16 protein-coding genes and 1 pseudogene are annotated in these 18555 nt (G+C 71.9%); 11 read left to right on the top strand and 6 right to left on the bottom strand.

What is annotated here, in order from left to right:
* Positions 1-25: 25 nt before the first annotated feature.
* On the bottom strand, positions 26-1003 hold the full coding sequence (locus tag AB0F98_RS19770; RefSeq protein ID WP_357737249.1) for a WYL domain-containing protein: 978 nt from the start codon (positions 1001-1003) through the stop codon (positions 26-28).
* 242 nt (positions 1004-1245) lie between these two features.
* Here AB0F98_RS19770 and AB0F98_RS19765 point away from each other — a divergent pair, with 242 nt between their 5' ends.
* On the top strand, positions 1246-1788 hold the full coding sequence (locus AB0F98_RS19765) for a PH domain-containing protein (RefSeq protein ID WP_357737247.1): 543 nt from the start codon (positions 1246-1248) through the stop codon (positions 1786-1788).
* Here AB0F98_RS19765 and AB0F98_RS19760 read toward each other — a convergent pair.
* Positions 1758-2420: a TetR/AcrR family transcriptional regulator gene (locus tag AB0F98_RS19760; protein ID WP_357737245.1), complete on the bottom strand. Its 663-nt coding sequence runs from the start codon at positions 2418-2420 to the stop codon at positions 1758-1760. The two genes, AB0F98_RS19765 and AB0F98_RS19760, sit on opposite strands and share 31 nt — an antisense overlap.
* 68 nt (positions 2421-2488) lie before the next feature.
* Here AB0F98_RS19760 and AB0F98_RS19755 point away from each other — a divergent pair, with 68 nt between their 5' ends.
* Genes AB0F98_RS19755 through AB0F98_RS19745 form a run of 3 tightly spaced genes read left to right on the top strand, consistent with a single transcriptional unit; the run spans position 2489 to position 5806 of the window.
* Positions 2489-4015 (top strand): NAD(P)/FAD-dependent oxidoreductase, encoded by a 1527-nt coding sequence (locus AB0F98_RS19755; protein ID WP_357737243.1) that lies wholly within the window; start codon positions 2489-2491, stop codon positions 4013-4015.
* Positions 4008-4946, top strand: a complete 939-nt coding sequence (locus tag AB0F98_RS19750) for an SDR family NAD(P)-dependent oxidoreductase (protein ID WP_357737241.1) — start codon at positions 4008-4010, stop codon at positions 4944-4946. The genes AB0F98_RS19755 and AB0F98_RS19750 overlap by 8 nt, the downstream gene beginning before the upstream one ends.
* The gene (locus AB0F98_RS19745; RefSeq protein ID WP_357737239.1) at positions 4943-5806 is read left to right on the top strand and encodes an alpha/beta fold hydrolase; all 864 of its coding nucleotides are present in this window, start codon (positions 4943-4945) and stop codon (positions 5804-5806) included. The genes AB0F98_RS19750 and AB0F98_RS19745 overlap by 4 nt, the downstream gene beginning before the upstream one ends.
* Positions 5807-5894: 88 nt before the next feature.
* Here AB0F98_RS19745 and AB0F98_RS19740 read toward each other — a convergent pair whose 3' ends face one another.
* Together AB0F98_RS19740 and AB0F98_RS19735 are read right to left on the bottom strand one after the other, a co-directional pair.
* Positions 5895-7346: a cryptochrome/photolyase family protein gene (locus AB0F98_RS19740; RefSeq protein ID WP_357737237.1), complete on the bottom strand. Its 1452-nt coding sequence runs from the start codon at positions 7344-7346 to the stop codon at positions 5895-5897.
* 79 nt (positions 7347-7425) lie between these two features.
* Complete coding sequence (locus AB0F98_RS19735; RefSeq protein ID WP_357737235.1) at positions 7426-8640, bottom strand: low temperature requirement protein A; 1215 nt, start codon at positions 8638-8640, stop codon at positions 7426-7428.
* A gap of 110 nt (positions 8641-8750) precedes the next feature.
* Here AB0F98_RS19735 and AB0F98_RS19730 point away from each other — a divergent pair, with 110 nt between their 5' ends.
* The 3 genes from AB0F98_RS19730 (at position 8751) to AB0F98_RS19720 (ending at position 13411) form a co-directional block, all read left to right on the top strand.
* Complete coding sequence (locus tag AB0F98_RS19730) at positions 8751-9863, top strand: CapA family protein (RefSeq protein ID WP_357737233.1); 1113 nt, start codon at positions 8751-8753, stop codon at positions 9861-9863.
* 120 nt (positions 9864-9983) lie between these two features.
* Positions 9984-11867, top strand: coding sequence for a Xaa-Pro dipeptidyl-peptidase (locus AB0F98_RS19725; protein ID WP_357737231.1), 1884 nt, complete (start codon positions 9984-9986; stop codon positions 11865-11867).
* 215 nt (positions 11868-12082) lie between these two features.
* Positions 12083-13411 carry an MFS transporter gene (locus tag AB0F98_RS19720; RefSeq protein ID WP_357737229.1) on the top strand — a complete coding sequence of 443 codons (1329 nt, stop codon included), beginning with the start codon at positions 12083-12085 and terminating at the stop codon, positions 13409-13411.
* A gap of 42 nt (positions 13412-13453) precedes the next feature.
* On the opposite strand, the gene AB0F98_RS19715 is transcribed toward AB0F98_RS19720, so the two are convergent.
* Positions 13454-13873 carry a hypothetical protein gene (locus AB0F98_RS19715; RefSeq protein WP_357737227.1) on the bottom strand — a complete coding sequence of 140 codons (420 nt, stop codon included), beginning with the start codon at positions 13871-13873 and terminating at the stop codon, positions 13454-13456.
* A 228-nt stretch (positions 13874-14101) separates the two neighbouring features.
* On the opposite strand from AB0F98_RS19715, the gene AB0F98_RS19710 reads away from it, so the two are divergent.
* Together AB0F98_RS19710 and AB0F98_RS19705 are read left to right on the top strand one after the other, a co-directional pair.
* Entirely contained in the window at positions 14102-15190 is a 1089-nt protein-coding gene (locus tag AB0F98_RS19710; RefSeq protein WP_357737225.1) for an S-(hydroxymethyl)mycothiol dehydrogenase, read from the top strand.
* Positions 15187-15816 carry an MBL fold metallo-hydrolase gene (locus tag AB0F98_RS19705; protein ID WP_357737223.1) on the top strand — a complete coding sequence of 210 codons (630 nt, stop codon included), beginning with the start codon at positions 15187-15189 and terminating at the stop codon, positions 15814-15816. The genes AB0F98_RS19710 and AB0F98_RS19705 overlap by 4 nt, the downstream gene beginning before the upstream one ends.
* A 105-nt stretch (positions 15817-15921) precedes the next feature.
* Here the strand turns inward: AB0F98_RS19705 and tsaA are convergent, their stop codons facing one another.
* Complete coding sequence (tsaA, locus tag AB0F98_RS19700; RefSeq protein ID WP_357737221.1) at positions 15922-16338, bottom strand: tRNA (N6-threonylcarbamoyladenosine(37)-N6)-methyltransferase TrmO; 417 nt, start codon at positions 16336-16338, stop codon at positions 15922-15924.
* Between the two features lie 518 nt (positions 16339-16856).
* Between tsaA and AB0F98_RS19695 the strand changes: the two genes are divergently transcribed.
* A complete protein-coding gene (locus AB0F98_RS19695) occupies positions 16857-17564 on the top strand; it encodes a hypothetical protein (RefSeq protein ID WP_357737599.1) in 708 nt (235 codons plus the stop codon).
* 628 nt (positions 17565-18192) lie between these two features.
* A pseudogene (locus AB0F98_RS19690) lies at positions 18193-18555 on the top strand (hypothetical protein); the annotation flags it as partial.

Below are 18555 nucleotides of genomic sequence, written 5' to 3'. Positions count from 1 at the left end.
GCCACGCTCCACGGTGGATCAGCGGTCAGCGTTCGTGGTACAGCCGGGCCAGCTCCGCGGCTGTCGCGGCCAACCGGTCGCGTAGCTGCGCCGGCGCGAGCACCTCGACGTCGGCGCCGAGGCGCAGCAGCTCACCGTGCGCGTGGGTGAGTGACTCGATCGGCAGTACGGCGGTCGTCCAGCCGTTCGCGTCCGGTGGCCCGGCGCTGGCGTCCACCGCCGCGACCACGACGTCGTTGGCGATCTCCCGCAGCCGGTCCCGGCCGCCGGGAGAGAGCCGCACGGTCGCCTGGTCCTGGTGCAGGCGGGCCCGGAACTCCCGTACGTGCGCGCGCCACCAGGCCGGCAGGTCGAAGTCGGCCGGCCGGTCGAACCCCTCGTCGAGCGGGGTGAGCGCGAGGATCTGGTTGACCCGGTAGGTGGCCGGTTCGACCCGCCCCGGCCGAGCGGCGACCACATACCAGCGGCCGCCCTTGAGCACCAGCCCGTACGGTTCGAGTACCCGGGTCACCTCGCCGGTCCAGCTGCGGTAGCGAACCTCGACGCGCCGCTGCCGCCAGACCGCGTCCGCAGTGGACGCCAGGTGTGGTGACGGGTCACCGTCGGCGTACCAGTTGGGAGTGTCGAGGTGGAACCGCTGCTGGAGCAGGGCGGCGCGCTCACGCAGCTGGGGCGGCAACGCGGCGTGCAGCTTGCGTCGGAGCGCGGCCACCACCGCGCCGTCGCCCAGCTCGTCGGCCGGTCCGGGCAGCCCGGTCAGGAAGAGCCGGTCCGCCTCCTCGGCGGTCAGCCCGGTCAACCGGGTCCGCCAGCCGTCGACCAGCTGGTAGCCGCCGGCGTGCCCGGCCTCGCCGTAGAGCGGGATGCCGGCGGCGTGCAGCGACTCCACGTCCCGGTAGATGGTCCGGGTGGAGACCTCCAGCCGCTCGGCGAGCTGCGTGGCGGTCATCCGGCCGTGCGCCTGCAGGAGCAGCAGGACGGAGAGGAGTCGGCTGGCCCGCATTCCACTGACCGGAGCCGCCGGACGTCGAGGCGTACCTGGCGGACACGCGCGCCGAGGGGCCGCTGGGCGTCTGAGGGGCGACTTCGACGAGGGGCGTCCGGTCCACTGCCGGTTCATCTGGTCCGGCATCACCGCGACCTCCGCCCGCCGGGAGCAGGCGTTCTCCACCGACGGCGAGCGCACCCGGGAGACCAACTGGATCATGGATTTCACCCGTGCGTCGCTCGACTAGCCTGTCGGCCATGCGGAGATGGATCCGGGTGGACCCGTGGCGAGGGCGGCAGGTGGTCAGCATTCTGTTTCTGCTGGTCGGGACCGCGTTCGCGGTGGTGCTTCTGGTGACCGGCGTGGCGGCGCTGGCCGACGGGGTCGAAATGGTCACCGCGCTGGGCATCGTGGGCGCGATGGCTCTCATGGGCGTCTGGCTGACGTTCGCGGCCCGGCTGCATCTGGCCGGGGTATACGTCTGCCCGAGTGGGGTCCGGCTGCGACACGTCTTTCGCACCCGGACCCTGCCCTGGTCGGCAGTGACTGGGTTCGCGGCGCGGCCCGCGCTGTTTCTCGGAGAGCCGACGATCCGTGATGCCTGCTGGGTGCTGACCGTCGACGGCGCGTTCGAGACACCGGTCCAGCGCCGGTCCCGGGAGATGGGGTGGCGCAAGGAGGTCGGACCGGTGCTGTCCGAGGCGGACTTCGACCGGCTGCTCACCCGCCTTGCCGCCGAACTCACCGACGCCCGGCGGTCGGTCCCTCCTCAAACGGACGGGGGAGTGGTGCTGCGGTAGATCGCGGCCAGCCACACGTCGAGCAGTACGTCCACCACGTCGGGCGCCGCCACGGCGGGCCCGTCGCTGGCGAAGGTGGCGTACATGACCCGCTCGTTCATCGAGTTCAACGCGATCGCCAGGTCCCGGGCGGGCAACCCGTCCGGGGCCGCACCGCGCCGCCGCTCGGCCTCGATGGCCGCCTGCGTGCACCGCACCCAGTGTTCCAGCACCGCTGACCAGAGTTCGCGTACCTCGGCGTTGGCGCCGCGTGCCTGGGCGCACGCCAGCACCACGGCCTTGTGCGCGCGGAACGTGTCGTGGAACCGGCCGATCAGGTCGCCCCAGCGGGACCGCGGGTCGTCGGCCATCCGGTCGAACGCGTCGCCGGCGGCCGCGTCGGCCTCGGCGGTGACCCGGTCCAGCAGGGTCAGCAGCACCGCGTCCTTGGACGGGAAGTAGAAGTAGAAGGCGGGGCGGGAGATGCCGGCTCCGCGGGCCAGGTCGTCGATGGAGATCTCGGCGAACGGCCGCTCGGTCATCAGCCGCTCCGCGGTGGCCAGTATCGCCAGCTCACGCTGGTCGCCGGAGCGCCGGCCGGCCCGTCGGCCGCGCGTGGTGGCGTTCCCGGCGGCGGCGCGGACGGTCGTCATGGTCGTCGATGCTATCGCGTTTCGACAGGGTGTCGAGATTGTTGACAGAGTGTTGACCGGCGTCGACGATGGTGGATAGGGACCGGTCCACCGCCACCCGGGGAGCTGCCTTGGCCCGCGATCACGTCGACGTGCTCATCGTCGGCGCCGGGCTGTCCGGCGTCGGCGCCGCCTGTCAACTGCGCCGCAACTGTCCGGACAAGACGTACGCGTTGCTGGAGTCCCGTGACGCCATCGGCGGCACCTGGGACCTGTTCCGGTATCCGGGCGTCCGGTCCGACTCGGACATGTTCACCCTCGGCTACTCCTTCAAACCCTGGACGAACCCGAAGTCGATCGCCGACGGCGACTCCATCCGCGAGTACGTCCGCGACACCGCCCGCGAGTACGACGTCGAGCGGCACATCCGTTTCCGGCACCGGGTGGTCAGCGCCGAGTGGGACAGCGTCACCGCGCGCTGGACGGTACGGGCCCACCGCGACGACACCGGTGAGACCGTCGAGTTGACCTGCGGGTTCCTGCACGTCTGCGCCGGCTACTACCGCTACGACGCCGGCTACACCCCGGACCTGCCGGGCGTCGAGCGGTACACCGGGCGGCTCGTGCATCCGCAACAGTGGCCGGCCGACCTCGACCACGCCGGCCGACGGGTCGTCGTGATCGGCAGCGGCGCCACCGCGGTCACCCTCGTACCGGCGATGGCCGACCGGGCCGAGCACGTGACCATGCTCCAGCGCTCACCGACGTACATCCTCGCGTTGCCCTCGCGTGACGCGCTCGCCGACGCGCTGCGGCGGTGGTTGCCGGCGAAGGCCGTCCACCCGATGGTCCGCTGGAAGAACGTCCTGCTCGCCACCGTCAACTTCCAGCTCAGCCGACGGGCCCCCGGCCTGATGAAGCGGGTGTTGCGGCGATCCGCGCGGAGTCACCTGCCGGCCGGCTACGACGTCGAGCGGCACTTCTCACCCCGCTACGACCCGTGGGATCAGCGGCTGTGCATCGTGCCCGACGGCGACTTCTTCGCCGCCGTACGGGCCGGCCGGGCCTCGGTGGTCACCGGCACCATCGACACGTTCACCGAACACGGGATCCGGTTGGCCTCCGGGGAGGAGCTGCCCGCCGACGTCGTGGTCACGGCCACCGGGCTCAACCTCCTGGCCCTCGGCGGCATGACGGTGCGGGTGGACGGCATGGAGGTCGACCTCGCGCGAACCGTCGCCTACAAGGGCATGATGCTCTCCGGGGTGCCGAACCTCGCCATGACGATCGGCTACACCAACGCCTCCTGGACGCTGAAGGCCGACCTGGTGGCCACCTACGTCTGCCGCCTGCTGAGGCACCTGGACCGCACCGGCCAGCAGATCGTCACTCCGCAACCACCGCCGGACGACGACCGGGTGCCGCTGATCGACCTGCGCTCCGGGTACGTGCTGCGTAGCCTGGACGCGTTGCCCAAGCAGGGCCGATCCGCGCCCTGGCGGCTGCACCAGAACTATCCCCGCGACGTGCTGCTGCTGCGGCACGGCCGGCTCGCCGACGAGGGCGTGCGGTTCTCCCGCGCGGGCAGTCCGGAGAGGAGCGCGACGCGTGCGTAGCTTCGACTTCACCGCGGGCACGGCCGTGCTCACCGGCGCGGCGAGCGGTATCGGTGCGGCGCTGGCCCACGGGCTGGCCCGGCGCGGCAGCCACCTCGTCCTGCTGGACCGGGACGCCGAACGCCTCGACGGCGTGGTCGCCGCCCTCCGCACCGCCCACCCCGACCTGCCGATCGACATCCACGTGGTCGACCTGGCCGACGCGGCGGCCACCGCTCGGACCGCCGCCGAGATCCGGCAACGGCACCCCCGGATCCGGCTGCTGATCAACAACGCCGGGGTCGCCCTCGGCGGCCGGTTCGACCAGGCGACTCTCGAGGAGTTCAGCTGGGTCGTCGACATCAACTTCCGGGCGGTGGTGCAGCTGACCCACCAGCTGCTGCCCGCGCTCAAGGCCGAACCCGGCGCGCACCTGGTGAACGTCTCCAGCCTCTTCGGCCTGATCGCCCCCGCCGGGCAGGCCGCGTACTCGGCGAGCAAGTTCGCCGTCCGCGGGTTCACCGAGGCGCTGCGCCACGAACTCGCCGACGACGGGATCGGCGTCACCTGCGTACACCCCGGCGGGATCAACACCCGCATCGCCGCCAACGCCCGCGTCGGCAGCGGCGTCGACATCCAGGAGTACGAACAGGGCCGGCGCCGGTTCGAGAAGCTGCTCACCATCCCGCCGGCGACCGCCGCCGAGGTGATCCTGCGCGCCGTGGCCCGCCGTCGCGGCCGGCTCCTGATCGGCTGGTCCGCGAAGCTGCCCGACCTGCTGTCGCGGGTCGCGCCCGCCTCGTACGGCCGGATCCTCGCCCTCGGCGTCAACCGCGGCGGCGCGTCGGCTCGGCCGAGCGCGTCACCGTCCCCCACGTCACCGGCGTCTGGTGTGCCCGCCCAGCGCCGTGCTGAGCAGTCTGCGGGCGAGAACGTGAGGGAGGCGACATGACCTCGGCAGAGCGGCCGCGGCACGTCACCGTCGCCGGCCGGCGGGTACGGCACCGCATCGACGGTGCCGGCGAGCCGGTGGTGCTGCTGCACGGCATCGGCCGCAGCATGCGCGACTTCGCCGAGCAGCACGAGCTGCTCGCCGAGCGGTTCCGGGTGCACAGCGTCGACCTTCCCGGCCACGGCGGATCACTACCGATGGTCGACCCGTGCAACCTGCCGTCGCTGGCCCGCTTCGTCGGCCGGTACCTCGACGCGGTGGGCGTGGACCGTCCGGCGCACGTCGTCGGCAGCTCCCTCGGCGGCGCGATCGCCATGCAGCTCGCCGTCACCGAACGACACCGGGTCGCGAGCCTCGCGCTGGCCGGCAGCGCCGGCTTCGGCCGGGAGGTGACCCTCGCGCTGCGGTTGCTCACGGTACGCCCACTCGGCCGGCTGTTGCTGCTCCCGAGCCGGGCGGCCGCCCGCCGGACGGAGCTGGCGCTCTTCCACGACCCGGCCTTCGCCACCGCGGACCGGATCGCGCACGCCCTGGACATCGCCCGCCTGCCGTACACCGGGCGGGTGATGATCGAGATCGCCCGCAACCTCGGCCAGTTCCAGGGTCTCCGAGCTCAGTGGCGGGAGCAGCTGCTCGCCAGGATGGCCGACCTGGACGTGCCGACGCTGGTGGTCTGGGGTGAGCGTGACCTCATCCTGCCGGCGACCCACCTCGAGGCCGCCCGCGCCGCCCTGCCGAAGGCCCGCACCCACCTCTTCCGTGACTGTGGGCACCTGCCGCAGGTCGAGCGGGCCGACGAGTTCCACCGGCTCCTGCTCAGCTTCTGGGGAGTGCCCGTGCCCGCCGGCGGCGGACGGTGACCGCCACCGTATCCGCCGCCGGGCCCACCCCGGACGGCTGAACGGTCAGAGGGTGTTGCAGTGGGACTTGCCCTTCTCAGACACCCTCTCAGGGCGCGGTGCTGCCCCGCTTCTCCTCCTGGGCCAGCACCGCGTCCCGGTGCTCCGGCTCGTCGCGGCGGATCAGCTCTGCGGCGAGCCGCGGGTCGTCGACCAGCCGGCCCCGGTTGCGGTGCAGGAACATCTCGAACCCGCCGGTGTACGGGCAGGCCAGGTCCCCGAGCGCCCGCTCGGGCGCGTACCGGCAGCCGGCACAGTAGTCACTGATCTCGTCGATGTACGTGCCGTCCACCGCGTACGGCCGGGTCTCCACCGGGGACGGCTGCGCGTGGTGGCTCATGCCGAGCACCGTCGCGTTCATCACCCAGTCCGTGCCGTCGACGAACGAGCGCTGGAACCAGTCGACCAGTTCGGCCGGCCGCCACCCGCGTTGCAGCGCGTAGTTGCCGAGCACCAGCAGCCGGGGACCATGGTGGGTGAACCCGGTGTCCCGCACCGTGGCCAGCACGTCGGCGAGGCAGCGCGCCTCGACCGCGTCCGCGTCCAGTTCGGCGAACCACTGCGGCAGGGGCTCGGCGGCGGACAGCGCGCCGGCGCCCCGGAATCGGGGCTCGGCGTACCAGTAGAGCTGCCAGAGGAACTCGCGCCAGCCGAGCAGCCCGCGGATGAAGAGTTCCGCGGCGGCCCGTGGGGCCGATCCGTCGCGCCAGGCGCGTTCGGCCGCCTGCACGGCCGACCGCGGGTCCAGCAGGCCGAGGTTGAACGACGAGGAGAGCCCACTGTGCGTCAGCAGCGGGTCGTGCACGCTCATCACCTCGGCGTACCGGTCGTATTCCGGCAGCCGGTGGCGGAGGAAGTGCGCGAGCCGGGTCCGCGCCTCGGTGTGCGTGGCGGGGAACCGGCGGGGGCCGTCGCGGCCCACGAACCGCACCCCGTCGGCCGCCCACCGGTCCAGGTCGTGGCGCACCTGCGCGTCGATGTCATCCTCGACGACCGGCGGTGGCGGCGGTACGGGCTGGGTGGCGTCGGCCGAGCGGGGCGGACGGCGGGCCGACGGACTCCCGGCCTGGGCGCGGAGCAGTCCGTGGCGGTCCAGGGCGTGCCGGTAGAAGTCGTCCATCCGCAGCGCGCCGTGCTGCTGCTCGGCCCAGACCGCGAAGTCCGCCGGGCTCGTGATGAACCCACGGGCCGGCAGCACCGCCAGGCCGGGCACGGAACGTGCGAAGCGCATCGCCGCCCGCGAGTGTGGATGACAGACCTCGACCGGCTCGGCGAGCCGGTCGAACGCCTCCCGGAACGTGCCGGTCCGCAGCAGCAGCGCGCGGTCGCCGAGTTCAGCGGCGCGGTGCCGCAGGGTGGAGAGGATCAGGTGGGCCTTCTGCCGGTGCATCGGTCGGCGTCTGAACAGCTCCCGCGCCTCGATGAGCAGCACCGGTTGGTCGGAGTCGTCGAGGAAGTGGGGCCCGAGCTGGTCGGCGAGCAGCCATCGACGGCAAGACATGGCCCAATTCTGCCCACTTGAGCGCGGCGTGTCCCATACCGGATGTGTACGGGTCGTCGCGTTCAGTGGATCGGCCCGCTCACTCCGCCTCGACCGGACCGCCGCCTTCGCTCCCGGTGGGGCCCGGGTCGGTGTCGTCCGGCGACCTGCTCCGCCTCCGCGCCAGCACGGTGACCGTCACCAGGCAGAACAGCAGGACCGCCACGAGGTGTACCGGCGCCGGCCCGAGCGGGACGAGCAGCACCAGCGCCGCCGTGCAGAGGCAGGCGGCGGTCTGCCACCGGTGCGGTCGGCGACGCACGTGCAGCGCCCAGAGGGTGACCACGTACACCGCCACCGGCACGGCCACCGCGTACCCGGCGGTCAGACCGGAGACATGGCTGTCGTCGCGTTCGTGGTCCACCTCCACCGCCAGGCCGGCGCCCACCGCGGCGATCGAGGCGAAGATCAGGTAGTGGCCGTATCCCCAGAACAGTGCGTGCCGCAGCTGGTTCGAGACCGCCACCGGCCGGTCGAAGTAGAGCCACCAGAGCGCGAACACGATCACCGTGCCGGCAGCGGCGAGGGACCAGAGGTGACGGTCGCCGGCGTCCAACCCGGTCTGGATCGCCACGGACGTCACCAGCACCACCTCACCGAGCACGATCAGCGTGAACAGGCCGTACCGTTCGACGATGTGCCGCGGATGCCAGGGCGTCATGCCCGGCCGCTCGGCCAAGGCCGGCACCAACAGTTCGGCGAGCGCCAGCACCAGGAAGGAGCCCGCCAGCCAGCTGTCCGGCAGGGTGAGCCGCAGCAGCCAGCCGACCTGCACCACGAACACCCCGCCGGCGTACCGGAGCGCGGCGCGCCGGTGCGCCTGATCACCGGCTGCGGCTCGTATCCAGTGCACGATCGTGGCCAGTCGCATCACCACGTACCCGAACGTGATCGTGGCGAAGTCGCCCTCGGTGAACGCGCGCGGCACCCCCGAGGCCAGGGTCAGCGCGCCGGCGATCTCCACCAATGTGGTGATCCGGTAGACGTCGTCGTCGGTGTCGTACGCGGAGGCGAACCAGGTGAAGTTCATCCACGCCCACCAGATGGCGAAGAAGACCATGAGGTAGCGCCCGACCGCGAGGCCGATGTGCCCTTCCGAAAGGGCGTGGTGCAAGTTGTCGGCGGCCTGCGCCACGGCCACCACGAAGCAGAGGTCGAAGAAGAGCTCCAGCGGGGTCGCGGTGCGGTGCGGTTCGTCGCGTCGCCGTCCGGTCATCCGCCGGTACCACGGGCGTGCCGAGCGGGTCTGGGTCACACACGCTCCTCCGGCCGGCCGTCGCCCAAACGATAGCGATCAGGCCCGCCCGGGCGGGTCAAGTTCGCGTCCGACCCGTGCCGGCGCGGGCCGGGTGCGATGGTGGGCGGATGGCTGACGACACGATCCGCCTGTTTCTCGGCGGGGACGTGATGACCGGCCGTGGCGTGGACACGATACTGCCTCACCCGGGCCCGGCCGACCTGCGCGAGGAACTGGTCCACGACGCGCGGGAGTACGTGCGGCTGGCCGAGCGGACGAACGGTCCGCTGCCGCGTTCGGTACCGGTGAGCTGGCCCTGGGGCGCGGCGTTGGAACTCCTCGACGAGCTGCGCCCGGACGCGCGGATCGTGAACCTGGAGACGGCGGTGACCGGCCGGGGCACGCACGAGCCGGGCAAGGCAGTGCACTACCGGATGCACCCGGGCAACGTGTCCTGCCTCGCCGCCGCCCGGCTCGACGTCTGCGCGCTGGCGAACAACCACGTCCTCGACTTCGGCCCGGACGGGCTCACCGACACGCTCGACACGCTGAAGGGCATCGGCGTCGCGACGGCCGGCGCCGGCCGGGACGCCGACTCGGCCTGGCGGCCGGCCCGGGTGGATCTCGCTGGAGGGCGCCGGCTGCTGGTCTTCGGCGTGGCCGCCGGGTCGAGCGGTGTGGCGCCGCACTGGGCGGCCACGGCGGACCGGCCCGGCGTCGCGTACCTTCCGGAGGTCTCGGCGGCCGCCGCGGACGCGTTGGCCGAGCGGATCGCCGCGCAGGCCGCACCGGCCGACCGGGTGCTGGTCTCCGTGCACTGGGGCTCCAACTGGGGGTACGACGTGACGCAGGAGCAGGTCGCGTTCGCCCATCGCCTGCTCGACGCGGGAGTCGACGTGGTGCACGGCCACTCGTCGCACCATCCCCGCCCGGTGCAGGTCCACCGGGGACGGCTGATCCTCTACGGCTGCGGCGACCTCGTCGACGACTACGAGGGAATCGGTGGTCACGAGACGTACCGGCCGCACCTGCGGCTGCTCTGGCTGCCCACCATCGACGCCACGACCGGTGAGCTGCGGGACCTGCGTGCGGCTCCGATGCGGGTGCGCCGGATGCGGCTGGAACGGGCCGCGCCGGACGAGGCGGCCTGGCTCGCCGACCTGCTCGGCCGGGTCGGTGAACGGTTCGAGGTGGACACCGACGGGCTGCTTCGCCGTGCCGAACGGTCCGGGTCAGACTGATTTCGTACGATTGATGGTCATCGACGGGAGCGCCGACCATCCCTAGCATGTGGGTGAATGGATCTTCGGAATCCACCCCTTGGCCGTACCCGGCCATCAGTCCGATCGAAGGAGACGCGAGTGCGTCGATCTCCCCATTTAGCACTGCTCGGTGTCGGCGTGTCCGGCGCGCTGCTGCTGAGCGCCGCCCCCGCGAGCGCCGCGGCCTCGCCCGCCGCCGCGCCGCAGCCGGGCATCGTGGTCAGTGACGGCATGACCCAGCCGGTCTTCTCGCTCGCCGACGCGATCGAGGAACGGGTGTACGTGCAGACCCCGGTCGACACCGACCACGACGGTCAGCGCGACCGGGTGGCCATCGACATCTCCCGCCCGCGGGAGACCGCCACGCAGGGCCTCAAGGTGCCGGTCATCTTCGAGCACAGCCCGTACCGCAAGGACACGTGGGGCGACGTGCCCTACCCGAGCGTGCTGGTCGACGACCTGCCGCAGAACGGCCGGACCGGCCGCTCCGGGCTGCGGGCGCTCGACCTGGGCGTGCAGCGCGCGGAGGCGAAGGCGAACCTGCCCGGCTCGCTCGACGACTACTACGTGCCGCGCGGCTACGCCGTGGTGCTCGGACAGAGCGTCGGCACCGCCGACTCCGACGGCTGCCCCACCAGCGGCGACCAGGCCGAGACGCTCGGCACGAAGGCGGTCATCGACTGGCTGAACGGGCGGGCGAAGGGCTACGACGCCAGCGGCGCCCCGGTCACCGCCGGCTGGACCACCGGCGCGGTCGGTATGACCGGTGTCTCCTACAACGGCACCCTGCCCAACCAGGTCGCCACGACCGGCGTCGAGGGTCTCAAGACCATCGTGCCGGTCTCCGCGATCAGCAGCTGGTACGACTACTACCGGGCCAACGGTCTGGTCGTCGCACCCGGCACCTACCAGGGTGAGGACACCGACATCCTCGCGCAGTTCACCGCCGGGCAGACCCGCGCCGAGGGCCCCTGCGCCGACGAGATCGCGAAGCTCACCGAGCAGCAGGACCGGGTGACCGGCGACTACACGAAGTTCTGGGCGGACCGGGACTACCTCGACGCGCGGAACGTGCACGCGAGCGTCTTCGTCGTACACGGCCTCAACGACTGGAACGTGAAGACCGAGCACTTCGCCGGGTGGTGGGACGAGCTCGCCAAGCGCGACGTCCCGCGCAAGATCTGGCTGCACCAGGGCGGGCACGGCGGCCCCGGCAACAACGCGTCGGTGACCCTGCCCGACGGCCGCACCTGGACGTACAAGCAGACCGAGAACCGCTGGTTCGACTACTGGCTGTGGAACGTGCCGAACGGGATCATGGACGAGCCGACCGCCGTACTGCAGCGGGAGGACCGGGTCTACACCACGTACGCCAACTGGCCCGACCCGGGCGCACGCGACGTCGCGGTGAAGCTGGCCGCCACCAACGCCACCCAGCCCGGCACGCTCACCACGGGCAAGCGGCCGAAGGGCAAGGTCGAGCAGAGCTTCGTCGACGAGGGCCGCACCATCGGACCGGACACGCTGGTGGCCGGCCCGGACGCGGCGAGCCCGAACCGCCTCGCCTACCTCTCCCCGGCGCTCGAGCAGGATGTCCGCATCTCCGGGCGGCCGGAGATGCGGCTGCGGATGGCGATCGACAACAAGCCGGACGCGAACCTGACCACCTACCTGGTCGACTACGGCCCGGCCGGCTCGACCGCCGCGCCGACCGTGGTGACCCGGGGCTGGATGGACCCGCAGAACCGCAAGAGCGCGGCCCGCACGGAGCAGCTCAAGCAGGGCAAGCTGTACGACTTCCGGTGGACCCTCGAGCCGAAGGACTACATCTTCCCGGCCGGGCACCGGATCGGCGTGGTCGTCTTCTCCAGCGACCAGGAGTACACCCTGCTGCCGAACGGCGGCACGGAGCTGCGGGTCGCGCCGGACCACAGCGAACTGCGGCTGCCCGTGGTCGGGGGACGGGCCGTGCTCGGCTTCTGAGCCGACCCACGAGCCGTCCGAGCCGTCCGAGTACGGCCGACCGAAGGCACTGATCGAGATGGGGCAGTCCCGCAGTGGGACTGCCCCATCCGCGTGTCCGGGCTGGTCACGCCGGGCCGGCGCCACGGCCCGGCCGGACGCTCGGGCCGGTGGTCCACGCCACGTTGCCGGTGACCGGCCCCGAGCCGATCCGGCGACCCGCCGAGGATGGAGGTATGACGGCTACCGCGGACACCGCGGTGAGCGCCGCCGCTCCCGCACGCCGCCGAGCCGTACTGGTCTGGGGCGTGGCACTCGCCGCGTACGTGGCCGCGGTCTTCCACCGCAGCTCACTCGGCGTCACCGGGGTCGACGCCACCCACCGCTTCGACATCAACGCCTCCGCGTTGGCCACCTTCTCCGTGGCCCAGCTCGCCGTGTACGCGGCGATGCAGGTTCCGGTCGGGGTGCTGCTCGACCGCTTCGGCTCGCGCCGGCTGCTCGTGACCGGAGGCGCGTTGATGGTCGCCGGGCAGCTCGGCTTCGCTCTCGCCACCGACGTGCGTCTCGCCGTGGTGGCCCGGATCCTCGTCGGGCTCGGCGACGCGATGACGTTCATCAGCGTGCTGCGCATCGTGACCTTCTGGTTCCCCGGCCGGGCCAACCCGCTCATCGTGCAGCTCACCGGCACCCTCGGTCAGCTCGGCGCCGTCCTCGGCGCCGTGCCCCTGGTGGCGCTGCTGCACCACCTCGGCTGGACACCGGCGTTCCTCGTCGCCGCGGCGCTCGGCACGACGGTCGTGCTCCTGGTCCTCGTCGCCGTGCGGGACACCCCGTACCGCGAGACCCTCGCCGGCCCGCCGCCCCGGCTCGGCACCGTCCGCCGGGAGCTGGCCGCCGCCTGGGCCCAACCCGGCACCCGGCTGGGCCTCTGGACGCACTTCGTCACCCAGTTCTCCGGCTCGGTCTTCGCGCTGCTCTGGGGCTACCCGTTCCTGGTTCAGGGGCAGGGCCTCACACCCACCACGGCGGCGTCCCTGCTCACCCTGATGACGGTGGCCGGCCTGCTGGTCGGACCGGTGCTGGCTCACCTCTGCGCCCGGCACCCGTACCGTCGTTCGGTGCTCGTCTTCACGGTGGTGGCGGCCACCGCGGCGGTCTGGGCCGTGGTGCTCGCCTGGCCCGGGCCGGCACCGCACTGGCTGCTGGTGGCGCTGGTGCTGGTGCTCGCCGTCAACGGACCCGCCTCGATCATCGGCTTCGACTACGCGCGTACCTTCAACCCGGCCAGCCGTATCGGCAGCGCCACCGGCATCGTCAACGTGGGCGGCTTCGTCGCCTCCATCGTGCTGGTGCTCGCCGTCGGCATCGTGCTCGACTCCGCGACCCCGGCGGGGCGGGAGACCCCCGACCTCGACGCGTTCCGTTGGGCCTTCGCACTGCAGTACGTGCTCTGGTCGCTCGGCGCGGTGCAGGTGTTCCGGCACCGCAACGCGACCCGCCGCCGGCTCGCCGCCGAGTCGTCCAAGCGTGTTCAGCCCACGGCGGCGGTCACGACGGGGTAGCGCTGACGCCGCGCCCGGCAGGGCAGCGGGCAGCCGCCAGGGTCAGCGGCGCAGCCGTCGGGGGATGAGGCCGTCCAGCACCAGGGTCAGCCCGGCGCCGACCAGCCAGACGTCCTTGGCGAGCCCGGAACCCGCCTCGGTGGGGCGTACGCTGCCCGGTTGGCGCAGCCCCGGCGTCTTCAGGTAGAGCTGCACGAGCCCGGCGCCGAAGGCGGTCAGCCCGAGCCCGACCAGCGCCGACGGCACCAGCGGGACGAGCAGGGCGGCACCCAGCGCCAACTCGCTGTACGACAACAATTTGGCGAACCGGTCGGGGGGAATCTGCCGCAGTTGCGGGATCGCCCCGACCGCCATGCCGTGGGTCGCCTGGGCCGCCTCGCCCTCCAGGTTTCGCTTGGTCAGCCCGGAGTTGAGCATGTACGCGCCGATGGAAGCGCGCAGCGGCACATGTGCAATTCTCATGACCACTCCCGCGGTGAGGCCGGATCGTGCCCCCGCCTACCCCTCGATCGGGCCGGTTAACCCGCTACCGGACGACCCCTAGGCCGCATGGGCGGTTTCCGATAGGTTCACCGGAAGTCGATCACCGATGCCGGTGGGCGCCTGTGGTGGTGGGTGTCCGGCCGGACGCTGTGCCCGGGAGCCGCGCCGGCCCCGGTGGTCGCTCCGCCGTCGACCAGGAGGAAAAGCGTGAGCCAGGAGGTCCGGGGAGTCATCTCCCGCAGCAAGGGCGCGCCGGTCGAGATCACCACGATCGTGGTGCCGGACCCGGGGCCCGGTGAGGCGATCGTCCGGATCCAGTCCTGCGGGGTCTGCCACACCGACCTGCACTACCGCGAGGGTGGCATCAACGACGACTACCCGTTCCTGCTCGGACACGAGGCGGCCGGGATCGTCGAGGAGATCGGCGAGGGTGTCACCGAGGTCAACCCGGGCGACTTCGTGATCCTGAACTGGCGCGCGGTCTGCGGTGTCTGCCGAGCCTGCCGGCGCGGCCGCCCCTGGTACTGCTTCGCCACCCACAACGCCGCCCGGAAGATGACCCTCACCGACGGCACCGAACTGACCCCGGCCCTGGGCATCGGCGCGTTCGCCGAGAAGACGCTGGTACACGCCGGGCAGTGCACGAAGGTCGACCCGGCCGCTCGACCGGCCGCCGTAGGGCTGCTCGGCTGCGGGGTCATGGCTGGCCTGGGCGCGGCCATGAACACCGGTGGGGTGACCCGAGGCGACTCGGTGGCGGTGATCGGTTGCGGTGGTGTCGGTGACGCCGCGGTCGCCGGCGCGGCGCTGGCCGGCGCGACGACGATCATCGCGATCGACACCGACGCTCGCAAGCTCGACTGGGCGCGCAAGTTCGGTGCCACGCACACGGTTGACGCCACGGCTGAGGACCCGGTCGAGGCGATCCGCGCCGCCACCGGCGGGTTCGGCGCCGACGTGGTGATCGACGCGGTGGGCCGACCGGAGACGTGGAAGCAGGCGTTCTACGCCCGTGACCTCGCCGGCACGGTGGTGCTGGTCGGCGTACCGACCCCGGAGATGACCGTCGAAGTTCCGCTGCTCGACGTGTTCGGTCGAGGCGGCGCGCTCAAGTCCAGTTGGTACGGCGACTGCCTGCCCAGCCGCGACTTCCCCATGCTGACCGAGCTCTACCTGCAGGGCCGCCTCGACCTCGACGCGTTCGTCACCGAGGAGATCGCGCTGGACCAGGTGGAGCAGGCGTTCGCGCGGATGCACCACGGCGACGTGCTGCGCTCGGTGGTGGTCCTTCCGTGACCGCCCGGGTCGACCACGCGGTCACCACCGGCACGTTCTCCCTGGACGGGCAGACGTTCGACGTGGACAACAACGTGTGGGTGATCGGGGACGACACCGAGTGTGTCGTGCTGGACGCACCGCACGACGTGGACGCGATCCTGCGTGTGGTGGGGGAGCGCCGGGTCCGGGCGATCCTCGCCACCCACGCCCACGACGACCACGTCCGGGTCGCTCCAGCACTGGCCCGGGCCACCGGCGCCCCGGTGCTGCTGCACCCCGACGACCGGATCCTGTGGGACCTGACCCACCCGGACGTCGCGCCCGGCGGCGTGCTGCGTGACGGGCAGGACGTCGAGGTGGCCGGCATCGTGCTGACGGTGCTGCACACCCCCGGGCACAGCCCCGGCGCGTGCAGTTTCCACGCGCCCGCGCTGGGCGCCGTGTTCACCGGCGACACGCTCTTCGCCGGCGGTCCGGGTGCCACCGGCCGGTCCTACAGCGACTTCGGCGTCATCATCGAGTCGATCCGGGACCGGCTGCTCACCCTGCCCGCGGAGACGGTGGTGCACACCGGCCACGGCGACGACACCACGATCGGCGCCGAGGCTCCGCACCTGGACGAGTGGATCGCCCGGGGCCACTGACCGTCCCGCCGGTACGTGGTCGGCCGTTCCGGTTCGGCCACGTACCGGTCCGTGGGCTTCGCCCGTCCGGGCCGCATCATCCGCCGCACGGGCCGAGGTGGTGGGTCACCGTTCGGCGGGGTCGCCGAGCACCGGCTTGACGTCCAGCACCGGCGTACCGTCGAGTGCCTCCAGGTCGGCGACGCGCACCCGCAGACCGTCGATCGCCAGCAGGCGTACCCGGTGCAGGCCGATCGGATTGGGCCGGTGCGGCGAACGGGTGGAGAAGACCCCGGTCTCCGGTCGCGAGGTGTCACCGCGCGGATGCACCGTCAGCACGTCCCGCCGGGCCCGGTCGAGCCAGGTCACCACCAGCGCCTCGGTGCCGGGCCGCAGGTCGTGTAGCGCCGGGGCGACGTCCGGTGCGAACACCAGCCAGGATTCCGGCGCGCCCTCGTCCCCCTGTTTCGGAGCTGTCGCGGGATCGGTCAGCGGTGACTCGACCCGGCCGATCGGCCGCAGCGTGTAATCCGCAGTGCTCATCGGGTGGCCTCTCGTCGGGTGGGGCACGCCGAGCGGCGCGCGGTCCGCTGCGGGGGTCGGCACGCGCGGATGCCCGGCGCGCCCGGATGCTCGGAGCGCCTGGCCCCGGTGCCGTCGACGACCGGGCAGCGGAGCGCCAATCATGTCGTCGCCCCCCGGTCGGCGCTTCTTGACCCTATCCCGCCGGAGTGGGCTCTTTGCGCCGCGCCGCACGCCGAGTCCTTGCTTTCTCCACCACCGCACGGTGTGGGGCGGTACGGGCGCAGGACGCGCATCCGAGGACCGGTCGTCACGAAAGTTCGCTGATGTCTGGTGTTGCGCGCTGCCCGACCAGGTGTCCGTGTTCCGTGCTGTGACCAGCGCCGCAGCCGCCCGCAGCGGGGTCATATCCGGAATGACCGACACGCCAACCTGGTTGTGTCCCCCGTACCGCCCGAGCCCAAACCCATTTCCGGTGCGGACATCCCCCGAGGAGTGCTCATCCCGGAGCGCTTCGCATGATCGAAAGGGCAACCATCGTGAAGTTCGACTTCACTCGATGGCTCCCGGCCATCGCGAAGGACTCTTACCAGAAGACCGCACTGAGCGTGGTGGGCGTGGCCGCCCTCGGCGGCCTCGCGTTCGGGCCGACCGCGGTGGCGGCTCCCGTCACCATCGGACCGCACGACGCGGCCATCGCCGCCATCGATTTCGCCACCAGCAACGGTGGGCACGACAAGCAGGGCGCCACGGACGATTCCGGTATGACCACCGGTTCCCGCGACGGCAAGCGGGGCGTCGGCCAGCCGAGCCGGGAGCAGTTGGTCCCGTTCGGCGTTCAGGGCGCTCAGTCGCGTATCCCGCTGGACGACGCGCAGCGGGACAACGCCAAGGCGATCATCAAGGCAGCCAAGAAGACGGGCGTGGGTGATCGTGGCGCGGTGATCGGTGTCGCGACGTCGCTGCAGGAGTCGAAGCTCTACAACCTCGGTAACCTCGGCGCGTCCAACGACCACGACTCGGAGGGCCTGTTCCAGCAGCGGCCGTCGTCCGGTTGGGGCACCCCTGAGCAGATCACCGACCCCGACTACGCGGCCACCGCCTTCTTCACGGCGCTGAAGAACGTGGACGGGTGGCAGAACATGCCGCTGTCGCAGGCCGCCCAGACCGTCCAGGTCTCGGCCTTCCCGTTCGCCTACGCGCAGTGGGAGGACCAGGCGGCGGACATCGTCCAGCAGCTCTGGTGAGGTGTGGAACTCGCAAACCGGCCGGTCCCGTCTGGGACCGGCCGGTTTCGTCTGCGGCTTGATCGACGCCGGTTCCCTGATGTCGGGCGTGTCCGGGGCGTGCGGACGCGCCGACATCAAGGAAGCCGAGTTGACCATTACCCACCGGAACCGGACACCCCTCGCAGCCGCCCCCCACACCCGGCATGGTCAACCCGCTTGGGTGTGACCGGCTGCACCTGCGGGACGGAATCGTGGCCCGGTCGGGGGCGTTGAACAGTCTCTGACGGCCGAGGTAGCAGCCCGCTCGTCCGGCAGGTCCTCAGGTCGGTCCGCAGAGGCGAGGCCTCCGGGAACGATGCCGGTCCGCCGGTTGTTGAACACGGTCCGGCGCGCCGCCCCCTGGTCCCCACCGACGGTGCTGGTGGAGTCGCCGGGAATGACGGCTGGCAGCCGGTCGTTGAACACCGACCCCGGCGCGGTAAGCCCCCCGGCTCGCCCCGCACGCCGACCCCCACCGGGCCCCTGTGAACCACCCCCGGGTTCGTGGTGGTGGGCCTGGTCCTCAGACTTCCCCTTTTTCGAAGCGCCGGTTGTGGCGCTGGCCCGCGTCCCCTGGCGGGTCATCACCCCCGAAGGAGCTTTGATGATGAACACGATCATGCGTAAGAGTGTTCTTGGTATCGCTGGTCTCGCGTTCGCCGGTGGTGTCATCGGTGGTCCGATCGCGGCGCACAACGCGCACACGGTCGACGCTCAGCCGGTTGCCGTGGTGCAGTCGGACAAGAAGCCGGGTGTGGACACGGCGAAGCTGATCCCGCACGGCACGCAGGGCGTCCAGTCGCGCATCGCTCTGGACGACGAGCAGACCGCCAATGTGAAGGCGATCATCGCTGCGACGAAGAAGTCGGGCATGGACGAGCGGGCCGCGGTCATCTCGGTCGCCACCAGCTTGCAGGAGTCGAAGCTGCACAACCTGGGTCACCTCGGCGACATGAATGACCATGACTCG

The sequence above is a fragment of the Micromonospora sp. NPDC023737 genome (assembly GCF_040639715.1).
Taxonomy (GTDB): domain Bacteria; phylum Actinomycetota; class Actinomycetes; order Mycobacteriales; family Micromonosporaceae; genus Micromonospora.
The sequence above is the reverse complement of the archived record's forward strand: the minus strand, read 5'-3'. Positions and strand labels throughout refer to the sequence as shown.